Source organism: Endozoicomonas sp. NE40, from assembly GCF_040549045.1.
Classification (GTDB): Bacteria; Pseudomonadota; Gammaproteobacteria; order Pseudomonadales; family Endozoicomonadaceae; genus Endozoicomonas_A; species Endozoicomonas_A lisbonensis.
In genome coordinates, this window is the sequence record NZ_JBEWTB010000002.1 from 4,662,543 (window position 1) to 4,677,293 (window position 14,751).

General features: G+C 50.6%; 13 protein-coding genes. 8 read left to right on the forward strand and 5 right to left on the reverse strand.

All coding sequences use genetic code 11. From position 1 onward, the window contains the following. Positions 1–80: 80 nt before the first annotated feature. Positions 81–1,004 carry a pseudouridine-5'-phosphate glycosidase gene (locus tag V5J35_RS22040; RefSeq protein WP_354009193.1) on the forward strand — a complete coding sequence of 308 codons (924 nt, stop codon included), beginning with the start codon at positions 81–83 and terminating at the stop codon, positions 1,002–1,004. 102 nt (positions 1,005–1,106) lie between these two features. Here the strand turns inward: V5J35_RS22040 and fabB are convergent, their stop codons facing one another. Continuing rightward, positions 1,107–2,324, reverse strand: a complete 1,218-nt coding sequence (gene fabB, locus V5J35_RS22045; RefSeq protein ID WP_354009194.1) for a beta-ketoacyl-ACP synthase I — start codon at positions 2,322–2,324, stop codon at positions 1,107–1,109. Between the two features lie 29 nt (positions 2,325–2,353). Next, positions 2,354–2,866 carry a 3-hydroxyacyl-[acyl-carrier-protein] dehydratase FabA gene (gene fabA / locus V5J35_RS22050; protein ID WP_354009195.1) on the reverse strand — a complete coding sequence of 171 codons (513 nt, stop codon included), beginning with the start codon at positions 2,864–2,866 and terminating at the stop codon, positions 2,354–2,356. A gap of 417 nt (positions 2,867–3,283) precedes the next feature. Between fabA and V5J35_RS22055 the strand changes: the two genes are divergently transcribed. From V5J35_RS22055 to V5J35_RS22070, 4 genes are all read left to right on the forward strand, one after another. Further along, complete coding sequence (locus tag V5J35_RS22055) at positions 3,284–4,312, forward strand: NAD(P)H-dependent glycerol-3-phosphate dehydrogenase (protein ID WP_354009196.1); 1,029 nt, start codon at positions 3,284–3,286, stop codon at positions 4,310–4,312. 20 nt (positions 4,313–4,332) lie between these two features. Then, positions 4,333–4,626 (forward strand): DUF4389 domain-containing protein, encoded by a 294-nt coding sequence (locus V5J35_RS22060; protein ID WP_354009197.1) that lies wholly within the window; start codon positions 4,333–4,335, stop codon positions 4,624–4,626. 69 nt (positions 4,627–4,695) lie between these two features. Further along, positions 4,696–5,139, forward strand: coding sequence for a phosphohistidine phosphatase SixA (gene sixA / locus V5J35_RS22065; protein WP_354009198.1), 444 nt, complete (start codon positions 4,696–4,698; stop codon positions 5,137–5,139). A gap of 70 nt (positions 5,140–5,209) precedes the next feature. Beyond that, positions 5,210–5,767 carry a GNAT family N-acetyltransferase gene (locus V5J35_RS22070; protein ID WP_354009199.1) on the forward strand — a complete coding sequence of 186 codons (558 nt, stop codon included), beginning with the start codon at positions 5,210–5,212 and terminating at the stop codon, positions 5,765–5,767. A gap of 79 nt (positions 5,768–5,846) precedes the next feature. Here the strand turns inward: V5J35_RS22070 and V5J35_RS22075 are convergent, their stop codons facing one another. Beyond that, positions 5,847–6,779, reverse strand: a complete 933-nt coding sequence (locus V5J35_RS22075; protein WP_354009200.1) for a hypothetical protein — start codon at positions 6,777–6,779, stop codon at positions 5,847–5,849. 227 nt (positions 6,780–7,006) lie between these two features. On the opposite strand from V5J35_RS22075, the gene uup reads away from it, so the two are divergent. Continuing rightward, positions 7,007–8,902, forward strand: coding sequence for an ATP-binding cassette ATPase Uup (gene uup, locus V5J35_RS22080; RefSeq protein WP_354009201.1), 1,896 nt, complete (start codon positions 7,007–7,009; stop codon positions 8,900–8,902). Between the two features lie 71 nt (positions 8,903–8,973). Here the strand turns inward: uup and V5J35_RS22085 are convergent, their stop codons facing one another. Then, positions 8,974–10,374 (reverse strand): hypothetical protein, encoded by a 1,401-nt coding sequence (locus tag V5J35_RS22085; protein ID WP_354009202.1) that lies wholly within the window; start codon positions 10,372–10,374, stop codon positions 8,974–8,976. Positions 10,375–10,518: 144 nt separating this feature from the next. After that, positions 10,519–10,968 carry a universal stress protein gene (locus V5J35_RS22090; RefSeq protein WP_354009203.1) on the reverse strand — a complete coding sequence of 150 codons (450 nt, stop codon included), beginning with the start codon at positions 10,966–10,968 and terminating at the stop codon, positions 10,519–10,521. A gap of 325 nt (positions 10,969–11,293) precedes the next feature. Here V5J35_RS22090 and fadB point away from each other — a divergent pair, with 325 nt between their 5' ends. Then, positions 11,294–13,444 carry a fatty acid oxidation complex subunit alpha FadB gene (fadB, locus tag V5J35_RS22095; protein WP_354009204.1) on the forward strand — a complete coding sequence of 717 codons (2,151 nt, stop codon included), beginning with the start codon at positions 11,294–11,296 and terminating at the stop codon, positions 13,442–13,444. Between the two features lie 51 nt (positions 13,445–13,495). Next, positions 13,496–14,671 (forward strand): acetyl-CoA C-acyltransferase FadA, encoded by a 1,176-nt coding sequence (fadA, locus tag V5J35_RS22100; RefSeq protein WP_354009205.1) that lies wholly within the window; start codon positions 13,496–13,498, stop codon positions 14,669–14,671. Positions 14,672–14,751: the final 80 nt, after the last annotated feature.

Below are 14,751 nucleotides of genomic sequence, written 5' to 3' on the forward strand. Positions count from 1 at the left end.
CCAGCTAAAATCAGTCAATCGGTCTCCCTGGCAGGAGTATGATGAAAAAAGACAGTCGAATGAAATGATGGGATAAGATTATGCCAGAGCATTGTCTTGTGCATCCAGAGGTGGCTGGCGCCTTAGCATCAGGAACACCAGTGGTTGCCCTGGAGTCTTCTCTGATTACCAATGGGTTTGGAGCTCCGGCCAATCTGGCCATTGCCAGAGAGCAGGAGCAGATCCTGCGTGATGCAGGGGTTCAGCCTGCCACCACCGCTGTGATTCGAGGCAGAATAAAGGTGGGTCTTATGGATGAAGAGCTGGAGTTTCTGGCTTCAGGGGATGCTTCCATTCACAAAGCCAGCCGACGTGATCTGGCTTACCTCCAGGCTTCTGCCTTATCCACTGGAACAGCTTTATCCGGTGGAACGACGCTTGCCGCTTCGATGCTGATCGCATCAATGTGCGGCATCAGAATTCTGGCTACGGGTGGTATTGGCGGTGTGCATCGTTACGCGGCACAGTCATTTGATATTTCTGCGGATCTTGTAGAGCTTGGTAGAACCCCTGTGGCTGTGGTGTGTGCCGGTGCTAAGTCGATTCTTGATATTCCCGGGACGCTGGAATATCTGGAAACCATGGGTGTTCCCGTGCTCGGCTACCAAACCGGGACAGTGCCGGCATTTTATTCATCAGACTCCGGGTGTTTTGTTGACTATCGTCTTGATAGTCCCGGTCAGGCTGCAGAGGTTATCAGACAGATGGAAAGTATGAAGCTCGATTCCGGGTTAGTGATCTGTAATCCTATCCCAAAGGAATTCGAGATTCCTGCTGAACGGCTTGAGCCCGTTATAGAACAGTCAATCAGTCTGGCCAGGCAAAAAGGTATTTCAGGTAAGCGGGTGACGCCTTTTCTGTTGAGGCAGTTGCATCAAAATAAAGAGCTGAATCTGGTAGAGGCAAATATGGCGTTGATCAGAAACAATGTCCGGCTGGCGGCGCAGATAGCTTGTGCGCTGTGATGGGGCTTTGCTGGTGCTTTGGAATAGAAGGGTTGAGCCACCTTCTGAAGAAGGCGGCTCTGAACGCTGACCGGATTATCGGAGAGCGTCTTTAGGTGTACATCAGCTATCGTAGCGCTGCATCACCAGGCAAGCGTTTGTACCACCGAAGCCGAAGCTGTTAGACAGGATGCGGTTCAGCTTTTGCTCTTTAGAGCCTCCCACCAGAATAGGCAGACCTTCAGCTTCCGGATCGACAGTCTCAACATTAGCTGAGGCGGTGATAAAGTCGTGCTTCATCATCAGCAGGCAGTAAATGGCTTCCTGAACACCAGCTGCCCCCAGGGAGTGACCAGACAGGGACTTGGTGGAACTGATGGTTGGCATATCATTGCCAAACACTTCTTTCAGCGCTTTCAGCTCAGCAACGTCGCCCACAGGTGTTGAGGTACCGTGGGTGTTGATGTAGTCAACAGGACCGTCAACGGTTTCCAGTGCCATCTTCATGCAGCGAATAGCGCCTTCACCGGATGGGGCAACCATGTCATAACCATCAGAGGTGGCACCGTAACCTACGATTTCTGCGTAGATTTTAGCGCCCCGTGCCAGGGCGTGCTCCAGTTCTTCGACAACAACCATGCCGCCACCGCCTGCAATAACAAAGCCATCACGGTCCGCATCGTAAGCCCGGGAAGCCTGGTCTGGTGTGTCATTGTATTTGGTACTCAGAGCGCCCATGGCGTCAAACAGGCCGGTCTGGGTCCAGTGTTCTTCTTCACCGCCACCGGCAAAGACAATATCCTGTTTGCCCAGTTGAATCTGTTCTAGCGCGTTGCCAATACAGTGTGCGCTGGTGGCACAGGCAGATGTAATGGAGTAGTTAACACCCTTAATCTTGAACGGTGTTGCCAGGCAGGCTGAAACGGTACTGCCCATGGTGCGGGTCACACGGTATGGGCCAACACGCTTAACGCCTTTACTGCGCATGATGTCGGCAGACTCAACGATGTTTTCGGAAGAAGCTCCGCCGGAGGCTGCAATCAGACCGGTTCGTGGGTTAGAGACCAGGTCTTCGGCCAGACCAGCGTCTTCAATCGCCTGTTTCATGGCGATGTAGGCATAGGCAGCGGCGCTACCCATAAAGCGAACGGTTTTACGGTCAATGTGTTCGCTCAGGTCAATGTCAACACTGCCAGATACCTGACTGCGGAATCCCTGCTCGGCATAACTTTCGTTGAAGCGAATTCCGGAACGTCCCTGCTTGAGAGAGTCGGCCACTGTGTCCTGAGTGTTACCCAGGCAGGAAGTGATGCCGATCCCTGTAATTACAACTCGTTTCATTTGTGTAAACCTGAATTAGCTGAATGAAATCAGAAAGAGTCTGTGTTCTGGAACAGGCCAACGCGCAGCCCTTCGGCAGTATAAATCTCTCTGCCATCGACGCTGACACTGCCGTCAGCAATGCCCAGTACCAGTTTACGGGCAATAACGCGCTTGATATTGATTCGGTACGTCACTTTCTTGCTGGTCGGCAGAATCTGGCCAGTGAACTTCACTTCGCCACAGCCCAGCGCGCGGCCACGCCCCGGATTGCCCTGCCAGCCCAGGAAGAAGCCAACCAGCTGCCACATGGCGTCAAGCCCAAGGCAGCCAGGCATCACCGGGTCGCCCGGGAAATGGCAGTCAAAAAACCACAGGTCTGGCGTGATGTCCAGTTCTGCAATGATTTCGCCCTTGCCATAGGCGCCGCCTTCGTCGGAGATATGGGCAATACGATCCAGCATCAGCATATTAGGAGCCGGCAGCTGTGCATTGCCCGGGCCAAACAGTTCACCTTGTGAACAGCGGATCAGATCGTCTTTTTCGAAGGATTGTTGCTTCATTCGTTCGTTATTCCATGAAATGTCTGCATCAGCATTCAGTCCGGACGCAGTCAATGGGCAATCGGAAACGCTCTGTGGGTTCCGTCATTCTGTGTGCGTATGATAGCTGCTTTTTTGAACAGCACTGTTTTCATAAAGAGCCGCTCGTGGCTGTTTATGTGCTCATGGCTGCGTGTGCGCTCATGGCTACTTGTGGCTGCACTCTATATTTGTGGCTGAACTATACCATTGCTCTCGTTACACATCATGCCTATTTGGGGGCATTTAACAAAATTACAACAGTGAAGGATTGCCCTCATATTTATGGACAGATTTATGCACTGATTTAGGTGCCAGTGCATTCTCTATGCTGCTGAGTGTCTCGCTATGAGGTATCATTTTGGTTTCAAAGGAAATAATCTGACCGGAAACTGAAACATGACACCGAGCAACGGCAGCAGGCAGTATACCATAGCCATTCTGGGTGGCGGCAGCTTTGGCACGGCTCTGTCTGATATCTCAGCCAACAACGGACATCAAGTGCGCCTGTGGATGCGCAATCCGGAGCAGGTTCAGGGGATCAATGATGATCATGTGAATCATCGCTATCTTCCGGGTTTCTCTATCCACCCGTCAGTCTGGGCTTCAACGGATTTGCAGACGGTGCTTGCGGATGCCGATATCGTACTGATCGCCATCCCCAGCAAGTCCTTCCGTTCAGTGGTGCAACAGGCGGGGGATCTGCTGAAGGGAAAAATTGTGGTGAGTACCACCAAGGGTATTGAACCGGTCACTTTTGACCTGATGAGCGAGATCCTCAAAGAAGAGGTGTCCGATATCCGGATGGGTGTTCTCAGTGGCCCCAACCTGGCTAAGGAGATTGTTGCCAAAGCCGTGACAGCCTCGGTGATTGCCAGTGAAGATGATGACCTGTGTGAAATTGTTCAGAGCGTGCTGCACTGCGATTACTTCCGGGTTTACTCCAACCATGATGTTTATGGGGTTGAGCTGGCAGGCGCCCTGAAGAATATTTACGCCATTGTGACGGGTATGGGAACCGCCATGAAAATGGGCGAAAATACCAAAAGTATGCTGATTACCCGCAGTCTGGCGGAAATGAGCCGTTTTGCTGTTAAGCTGGGGGCGAATCCGCTGACGTTTCTGGGGCTTGCCGGTGTGGGGGACCTGATCGCTACCTGTACTTCCAGCCTGAGTCGTAACTATCAGGTGGGGTATGCCCTGGGACAGGGCAAAACCCTGAAGCAGGCAGAGGAAGCGCTTGGGCAGGTAGCTGAGGGGGTCAATACCCTGTGTCAGGTACACCAGAAGGCTGAAGAGTTAGGTGTTTATATGCCACTGGCGGACGGGCTGCACAAAATTATCTTTGAAGGTTATGATGTACAGCAACTGGTCAAAAGCATGATGATGAAAGAGCTGAAGACTGACGTCGAATTTATGGTGCGATAAGGAGATGGAGGCAACAGAGTATGGACGATAAACTGGTCAATAATCTTAAATCTGAGTCTCGCTGGCTGCGACTGCTGTTCATGGCGTTTTATCTGGTCGCAGGCTATTTTGCCGGGCTTCTGGTGTTTATTGTCGCCCTGGTGCAGACGGTACTGGGGTTTGTCAGTGGGGAACCTAATGCCCGTTTACTGAGCTTTTCTAAAAGCCTCAATCTCTATCTTTTCCAGATTCTGGAATTTCTTACGTTCAACGACGAGAAAAAGCCTTTTCCCTTTTCCGACTGGCCTGAGGGTGAGTCTTTGTCCGATGACTGAGCGGCTCTTCATGAAGATGAGAGTTATAAAGGCAAGCGTTATGAGAGATGATAACAGCGTTTTAAATCCATGAAGTTAATTATTATGAGACATGGGCAGGCATCCTGGTCTGCCCCCAGCGATTCACTGCGACCCTTGACCGGGGCCGGGCGTCAGGAAGTACGGCAGACGGTAGAGCAGTTGCAGGGTGAAGGCATTAACCGGATTGTTGCCAGCCCTTATCTGAGGGCTCAGCAAACGGCGGATATCGCCTCGGAAGTACTGGGTGTGACGGTGGATACCATCAATGGTATTACACCGGACGACTCTCCGGTGGATGCCATAGAACAGTTGCCTGAAGAGGGTAATGTTCTGGTGGTCAGCCATATGCCCCTGGTCAGTGCATTGACCGCATTGCTATGCGATGGGGTACCCTTTGGAGGTCCCGGGTTTGGAACGGCGAATGCAGCTGTACTGAGTCTTGAAATCCCTGCCGCCGGTCTGGCAAGCCTGCAGAAAATGTTACCGGTCTGATCAACCCCCACTCTGAATATTGGTTTAATTTTACTGAATTCAGAGTGCGCTCTGAACTAAGGAGGAGCTCATGGCTGGTTTTCAGTTTGATTTCTTACCGTGTTCTAAATTAAGCGTCCGCCATATAAAGACCGGAAATAAATTCATATTACAGCGTGAAAAATCTACTTCTTTCAACTCGTTGGATTACATCCTTTACACTGAGACCAATCATAAAATTGGTTCAGTTCACGCGGATTATGGAGATAGCCCTTATTGTGAAGAGAATCCATTGCACCAGGCGGTCAGTGAGAAATGGTACACTATAGACAACATCATTGTTAACACGAAATATCAACACTTGTCTCTGGGAGCCTCATTAGTTTATTTGATCGTGAAGGAAGTCCAGATTAATTCAGGCTGTTTTTTGTATGTACCTTTACCTGCACAAACTGCTTTACCTTTCTATTTGGATTGTGGCTTTTTCCCGGACCCGGAAACTGTAAGAGAAATGAAGAAAAATCAACTGAATAAACTGGAAGATCATGTTTACCAGCGACGCAGTTATCCGGTTTGGCGGGGAGCTATCCCAATACTTAATGCGAATTTACACCCTAAGTTTGTAAGAAACCTGGAATTAGATTTGTAAAGACCTTAAAACCTTGGTACGGGTTCGGCAACGGCTGATTGGGAAAGCAGTACAGGGGCTTCAATATGACTGCCAGCACTCAATCTGTTACATCAGGATCTAAGTCTATCCATTCTGTATCATCATTCCGGATCAGGTAGTGCCGGACAGTTAAGATATCTGCGTTGGTTTCTGTTGCGCGACCAAGCCTGTCTACTTCAGTATTGATTACGGCCTGAAGGTTTCCTGTCACAAAAAAATCCCTTAAGTCGTATAGCACCAGAATTCTGATGTAGTGCTGGTTTCTTTGATAGATAGCAATAGGAAGAGTGGGCTGATTGGTGTAAATAATGGATACCATTGCGTCAAAGGTTTCAGTGATATATGTATTCTCTGCTTCCTGAAAAGTAACAATGCGATCACTGATCTCTGAGGTATCAATAGCTAAAGTGTTGTTTCCAAAATTCTGAGTTGTGATTACATTTATTATTGGCTGGCTTCTGACACTTTCAGTGATTTGAATATGGATATTGTCCGAAGTTCCAAGAATCCAGTTTAACCAGAGAATAATGCTCTGCAGGGTATTAAATTGGCGAATCTGCAGATTATAGTCGGAAGCCAGGTTATTTAAGAAAGCTCTGAAACTATCATCCCTTCTGAACACATTTAGAAGGTTATTGAACCAGGTGCCGGGCATATAGCGATAGGCCAACAAGCAACCCAGACAGGGCCAGAAGACAGGTAAGCAAAACATTACCCTTAACACTCTGGCTTCGCGGGTTTGCTGTGTCGAATACAGTATCTCCCTGTCTTCCTGTAACAGATCAAAGCGGCTTTGGGCAAATATGGCTTGCCCGGCAGGGTTGAGCACTTGCTCTGGCCTTACAGGCCTGTTTTGAATAACAGCATCAGGAGCCTGAATGGGCTGAAGACTTCCGGACTCCATGGCTGCAGTGATGTCGGCTATAAAAACTGGCAATAAAAGGCATAGTCTGAAAATTTTTATCAGCATGGGTGCAAATATAAAATTCATAAAGTCAATGTTGCCAGCCTGGGTTATTTTGTAATGGCTTTATGTTTGTCAGTCAGACCTTTTCGGGTGGCAGGGCATAAAGCCAAGCGTAACAAGATTAGGAGCAGGAACTGAAAAAACAAGTCGCGTGGGAGAATGACATACCCCTTTTATGCAGGTATCCTTTTCTGCCATTCCTCTGGAGAGCTGCTGCTCTCCCTGTCTATTGATAAATGGTTCTCAAGGCAATGCCGCTACTTCGATTAGATAACATCAGTCTGGCGTATGGTGACCAGCCGCTGCTGGACGGCGCAGATTTTCAGATTCGTAAAGGTGAGCGGGTATGTCTGCTCGGTCGTAACGGTGCGGGTAAATCGACACTGATGAAGCTGGTATCGGAACAGATTATTGCCGATGACGGCAGTATCTGGCGCAAACCCGGCCTTAAAATCGGCATGCTGAATCAGGATCTACCGGGTCAGGATGACCAGAAAGTGTATGACGTGGTTGCTTCCGGACTGGAGCAGGTGGGTACACTGATCAGTGATTTTCACCGACTCTCCATGACCATTGAATCCGATGCAGATATGAAAGCCCTGGAGCGGGTTCAGCAACAGCTGGAAGCGGTTGATGGCTGGAGTCTGCAGCAAAAAATTGAAACGGTTATCAAGAAGCTGGGGCTGCCTGCTGAGAAGCAGATGAAAGAACTGTCCGGTGGCTGGCGTCGTCGTGTTGAACTGGCTCGTGCGCTGGTGTGTGAGCCTGACCTGCTGTTACTGGATGAGCCGACTAACCATCTGGATATTGTTGCCATTGACTGGCTGGAAAAGCAGCTTAAGGATTTCAACGGAGCGTTGCTGTTTATAACCCACGACCGTTCCTTCCTGCAGAGTCTGGCCAACCGTATTATTGAGCTGGACCGGGGTAAGCTAACCAGCTGGGACTGCGACTACAACACTTATCTGGAGCGCAAAGCTCATGCTCTGGAAGTTGAAGCGGAACAGAATGCGCTGTTCGATAAACAGCTGGCACAGGAAGAAGCCTGGATTCGTCAGGGGATCAAGGCGCGCCGCACCCGTAATGAAGGACGGGTGCGAGCACTGAAATCCCTGCGCGAAGAACGTCAGGAGCGACGGGAAGTACAGGGCAAAGCCAGCTTCAGTCTGGAGCAGAGTGGCAGCTCCGGCAAGCTGGTAATGGAGGTGAAGAATATCTCTCAGGCTTTTGATAACCATAAAGTTATTGAAGATTTCAGCCTGAGGGTCATGCGTGGTGACAAGGTGGGCCTGATTGGCGCTAACGGTGCAGGCAAGTCAACGCTGCTGCGTATTCTGCTGGGACAGATGGCACCTCAAAAAGGCAAGGTCAAGTCCGGCACCAAGCTGGAAGTGGCGTATTTTGACCAGATGCGTAATCAGCTTGATCTGGAAAAAACGGTGATTGATAACGTGGCTGAAGGGCGCGAAACCATCACCATTAATGGCAGTAACCGTCATGTTATCGGGTACCTGGGGGATTTCCTGTTCCCGCCGGGACGCTGTCGTGTTCCCGTAAAAGCACTGTCTGGTGGTGAGCGCAACCGCCTGTTACTGGCACGTCTGTTCAGTAAACCTGCCAACCTGCTGGTGATGGACGAACCCACCAACGACCTGGATGTTGAAACACTGGAACTGCTGGAATCCCTGCTGGTGGAATTTACCGGCACGGTGTTGCTGGTTAGTCACGACCGGGCGTTTCTGGATAATGTGGTGTCCAGCAGTCTGGTGTTCCAGCCGGGTGGTAAAATACGGGAGTATGTCGGGGGCTTTGATGACTGGCTGCGTCAGGGAGGAGCCATTAACCAGCTGGTGGCAGAACCCATGGAGAAAAAAGCCGAAAAGCCCGTTGCCAAAGCTGAAGCGGTGAAAGCTGATAAGCCCCAGCAGAAAAAGCTGAGTTATAAGCTGCAACGTGAGTTGGACGCCCTTCCAGGTGAGATCGAAACTCTGGAACAGACGCTGGAAGCGCTTGAAGCTGAAATAGCAGAACCGGATTTCTATACCGGCGATTCCCAGAAGGTTCAGGAAACATTACTGAAGCTGGAACAAATCAACGCTGATATTGAAACGAAAATGGAGCGTTGGGAAGAGCTGGAAGCTATGTAAGGACGGTCCGGTAAGGGCTGCTGGTTCAGACAAAAAAATCCCCGGATGGCCGTTTGCCTCCGGGGATTTTTTTACCAATCGCGGGGTAGCCTGTCAGGAATCTTAATCAGCCATTTGTCAACGTTAGAGCCGCCATAGGCGTATTTTACAATTGGAAGAAGCTGGGCATTGATGTTTTTAAGGTCTTTTCGCAGTTTGTGGATGTGTTTTTTGTCTGAATCGGGTGACAGACCTTTCAACTGGTTCAGAAGCGAGCCTAGGTCATTGTTTCTGGTCTGTAGATTTTCCAGAGCCTTTCTGGCTCTGCGCTGGGATTTAAGCAATGCCCTGGTGTTCGGTTTGGTCTGAATGTCTTTTCCCAGAGCCTCCAGATCCTTTTCAATGAGAGTCTTCAGCCTCCGGGCGGCCCGCTCAAATTGCTGGCTTGTTTTTATCGGTAACAATCGTGTTCTTGCCGGCAAATCGGGGGCATTGGTTTCAGTGGCAGGCTCATACAGCGGGTTGGTTGTTTCTAATTCAGCTTCTCTGAGATCTTCAATGGAAGCGTATAACGGATTGTCAGTGATCTCACTGATGAGGTAAGGGGCTTCATGGTCAGAGTGCTCAATCTCAGAGTGGTCATTGTCAACAGGTGGTGGCACAGGCACTGGAGGTTTTGGTGTCGCATAATGCGGCGAGCCATCAGCCTCGGCTGGTGAGGATTTTGGAACTTGATAAACCGGGTGCGACTTCGGGGCTTGATAAACTGGATGCGGTTTCGGAACTTGATAAACCGGGTGCGACTTCGGGGCTTGATAAACTGGATGCGGTTTCGGAACTTGATAAACCGGGTGCGACTTCGGGGCTTGATAAACTGAATGCGGTTTTGGAACTTGATAAACCGGGTGCGACTTCGGGGTTGAATAAAATGGCTGCAGAGGATTTTTTTCTGGTGACATGGGGAGTGCAGTGTCGCCAGAAGCCTGATCAGACTGGGCAATCAGCGTTGCCTTTAGTCCACTGGCTCTCTCTTTCTGTATGGTGCCAGTGTCTGCTTTGAGCTCCAGCTCCACGTTCTCTAACTTTAATTGATGGTCAGCTGGAGGAATATAAGATACCTCAGGATTAAACCTTACACTGTGTTCGGAGTAAAAGGGTTTAATTCGGGCGACAAAGGGCAGGTGAGGACCATTGAATCCTCCGTGCTTCAGTATGGGTCGCCTGGCTGGGGGGACATTAGAAGGCTTTGGTGGGACAGGGGGCTTGATTTTAGGTTCTACATTTTTACGCTTAGTGACCTTTTTGTTGGCCAGAGATGTGCTTTCAGAAGTGGCTGGGTGCTTTTCTCTGCTGACAGAAGGGGCTTGTTGCTCAAACTTCCTGATCATTTTGCCAACATGGTTGCCTTCTTTACTTTCTTCTGGCTGTGGTGAGTGCTTGTCTTTTGAGAGTGGCTGATTGCCGCTTTTGTCTGTTCTACCAATACTGCTCATCGTTCCCTGCCCAGAATGATCTTCGATACAGTCAATTGTATGAAATGAGAAGAGTGGCAGGTGTTTGTCAGGTAGTCAGGAGCAAAACCGGGGAAGGCTGCCCGAAAACTGACGGCGGGCAACCTGTTGAGTCAGTGGTTTGTGTTAGTGATGGTTGTTCTTCTTTCCGACACGAACTGCCAGCACGTCACAGCAGGCTCCATGCAAAATGCTGGTGGAAGTTGAGCCCAGAATCAGTGCCAGGCCGTGACGGCCGTGGCTGCCAACGACAATCAGGTCAACATCGCTTTCCTCGGCGATGCGGTGAACTTCCCGTTCCGGACGACCATAAACCACGTGCTGTTCACCTTTATCCAGATGAATACTTTCAGCCAGGCTGGATATGCGGTCCCGTGCCTGCTGGGTGATTTCGTCCTGCAAGGTGGTCAGGTCAAGGGGAATATCACTGCCATAGGCAACACTGAGTGGTTCAACAACATGGACCAGGGTCAGGCGAGCACTGTTGGTTTCTGCAAGGAACCTGGCTTTCTCCAGAACGTCGTCTGCCTCGTCGGACAGATCAATGGCGACCAGGATGTGTTTGTAGAGGCTCATGGGCAGTTTTCCTCTTGAGAGTGAGCTTTTTGTCTTTGCAGTCATAATAGCCGTGGAGGTTTTAGTTTATTGTGCCTCAGATCATTGTCCAATGTTAAATGTCCAATGCTAAAACCAGCTTAAATACGCAGAATGGCGTTAAACATCCATCAAGCGGGCATCAAACGACGACTTGAACACGGCTTGCTGGACAAAGTGTAACAGGATGTTTCCATAAAAATTCAAACAACTGTATGATTCTGGTGATTGATGATGCTTCCTGTTGGGTTTCCCGTCAGGCAATAACAATAAACAATAACGATCTACTTTCACTGGAGAGCACTCAATGATCTATCAGGGAAAAGCATTTAAGGTGCTGGAATACAGCGATGGCATCGCTGAATTAAGGTTTGACCTGGAAGGAGAGTCGGTCAACAAGTTTAACCAGCTGGCCCTGGAGGATCTTGGTCTGGCGTTGACCGCCATAGAACAGGATTCAGCGATAAAGGGGCTGATTCTCAGCAGCGGCAAAGAGGTGTTTATCGTTGGCGCGGACATTACCGAATTTGTCGCCAACTTCCGGCTGGATGATGACACCCTGTTCGGGCTGGTTATGGAGGTAAACCGGCTGTTCAATCGCCTTGAAGACCTTGATATCCCAACGGTGGCTGCCATCAATGGCACAGCACTGGGTGGCGGTTTTGAGGTCAGTCTGACGACCGACTACCGGGTACTGTCGACGAAGGGGAGCGTTGGTTTGCCGGAAGTGAAGCTGGGCATCTTTCCAGGCTGGGGTGGAACCGTACGCCTGCCCAGGCTGACCGGAGCTGACAATGCGATCGAGTGGATTTGTACGGGCAAAACCTGGAAACCTGAAGATGCCCTTAAAATCGGTGCGGTTGATGCTGTTGTGGAGCCGGAAAAATTGATAGAAGCGGCTGCCACACTGTTGCAGCGCTGTATCGCCGGAGAACTGGACTATCGGGGGCGTAAGCAGGAGAAACACGAACCGCTGAAGCTGCCGCCGATGGAAGCCATGATGGTGTTTGAAACCGCCAAGCCGTTTATTGCCCAGAAAGCCGGCCCTCACATGCCAGCGCCGGTTACAGCGGTCAAGACCATTCAGAAACACGCTACCCTGCCAAGGGACAAGGCGCTGGAAGCCGAAGCGAAAAACTTTGTGAAGATGGCAAAAACGCCGGTTGCTGAAGCGCTGGTGGGACTGTTCCTGAGTGACCAGTTCCTTAAGAAACAGGCTAAAGAGTGGATACAGCAGTCTGGTTCCGTTGAAAAAACAGCGGTGCTGGGTGCGGGCATTATGGGCGGTGGTATCGCCTTTCAGTCTGCCCTGAAGAAAACCCCGATCCTGATGAAAGATATCAATCAACAGGGCATTGACCTGGGGCTGAAAGAAGCGGGCAAGCTGCTGTCCAAACGGGTGGCGAAAGGTAAGCTGGACAGCGCCGGAATGGGTGAAGTACTGAACCGTATTATGCCAACTCTGTCTTATGGTGATTTTGGTGGCGTTGATGTGGTGGTTGAAGCCGTTCTGGAAAAAGAGTCAGTTAAAAAGGCGGTGCTGTCTGAAGTGGAAGGGCAGGTCAGGGACGATGCGGTATTGTCCAGCAATACTTCAACTATTTCCATAACTGAGTTGGCTAAAGCCCTGAAAAGGCCGGAAAATTTCTGTGGTATGCACTTCTTCAATCCGGTACACATGATGCCGCTGGTGGAAGTGATACGTGGTGAAAAAACCAGCGATGAAACGGTTGCCACTGTCGTCAATTATGCCCACAAAATGGGCAAGACCCCCATTGTTGTGAATGACTGCCCGGGCTTTATGGTCAACAGGGTGCTGTTCCCGTACTTTGGTGGCTTCACTCAACTGGTTCAGGACGGCGCTGATTTTCGCAAAATTGACAAGGTGATGGAGCATTTCGGTATGCCGATGGGGCCGGCCTATCTGTTGGATGTTGTGGGTATTGATACGGCTCAGCACGCTCAGAAAGTGATGGCAGACGGTTACCCTGATCGCATGAAAACCGATGCAAAAACTGCACTGAACGTGATGTTCGAGCAGGAACGGTTCGGACAGAAAAACGGTAAAGGTTTCTATATCTACGAGCCGGACAAGAAAGGCAAACCGAAGAAACAGGTGGATGAGCGAACGTTTGAGCTGCTGAAATCGGTGGTGGCCGAACCGAAGGAGTTTTCAGAAGAAGAGATTATTGCCCGGATGATGATACCCCTGGGGCTGGAAACCGTCCGTACGCTCGAAGAAGGCATTGTGCAATCGGCGATTGAAGCGGATATGGCGCTGGTGATGGGTATTGGCTTCCCGGTCTTCCGGGGCGGCATTCTCAAGTATATCGACGCCATGGGTGTTGATCAGTTTGTTAAGCTGGCGGATCAGTACGCATACCTTGGCCCATTGTATCAGGCCACGGATGGTCTCAGGCAGATGGCGGCAGACGGCGGACGTTTTTACAACGTCTGAATCGATCGGACTGGTCAGGATTCGCAATAGTCAGATAAGGAGAATAATGTAATGAGTCTTAATCCGAGAGATGCCGTCATTGTCGATTTCGGCCGAACTCCCATGGGGCGTTCCAAGGGCGGTATGTATCGTAATGTACGGGCAGAAACCCTGTCGGCGGCGTTGATTGAAGGTGTTCTCAAACGCAATGAAAAAGTGAACCCGGCTGAGGTGGAAGATGTGCTGTGGGGCTGTGTTAACCAGACCCTTGAGCAGGGCTGGAATATTGGCAGAATGGCGTCACTGATGACCTCTATTCCCCATACCTCAGCGGCGCAGACTATCAACAGGCTGTGTGGTTCCTCTATGTCGGCACTACACAGTGCGGTTCAGGCAATACAGACGAATAATGGTGATGTGTTTGTTGTGGGCGGTGTCGAACACATGGGGCATATTGGCATGATGCACGGTGTTGACCCGAACCCAAAACTCTCCAAATACGGTGCCAAAGCCTCCGGCATGATGGGGCTGACCGCTGAAATGCTGGGCATGATGCACAGCATCAGTCGCAAGGCTCAGGATGAGTTTGGTGTTCGCTCCCATCAGCGCGCCTGGGCAGCGACTCAGGAAGGTCGTTTCAAGGATGAGGTCATCCCTATGGAAGGCCATGATGCCGATGGTAACCTGGGGCTGTTCACCATTGATGAAACCATCCGGCCGGACACCACCCTGGAAGGTCTGGCAGCTCTGAAACCCGCATTTAACCCGGCCAGCGGGACGGTAACCGCAGGCACTTCATCACAGATTACCGACGGGGCTTCATGCATGATTGTGATGTCGGCGGAGAGAGCGAAAGACCTCGGCATTGAGCCAATGGCAAAAGTCCGGGCGATGGGGGTTGCCGGTGTTGATCCGGCCATTATGGGGTACGGGCCAGTCCCCAGTACTCAGAAGGCGCTTAAGCGGGCAGGGCTGACCATAGACGATATTGACTATCTGGAGTTGAACGAGGCTTTTGCAGCCCAGGCGCTGCCTGTTCTGAAAGACCTTAAAGTGCTGGACAAGATGGACGAAATGGTCAATCTCCATGGTGGAGCAATAGCCCTGGGGCATCCATTTGGCTGCTCGGGTGCCAGGATATCAGGTACTCTGCTGAATGTGATGAAGCAGAATGACGGCACTCTGGGTGTCGCCACCATGTGTGTTGGGCTTGGTCAGGGCATTACAACCGTATTTGAGCGCGTTTAACCCTGCTGTTAAAGCCACAGAAACACTTAAATTAACCGTTGAAGAAGGCTGGGTAAAAAGCAGTTGCTTGATCCGGCCTT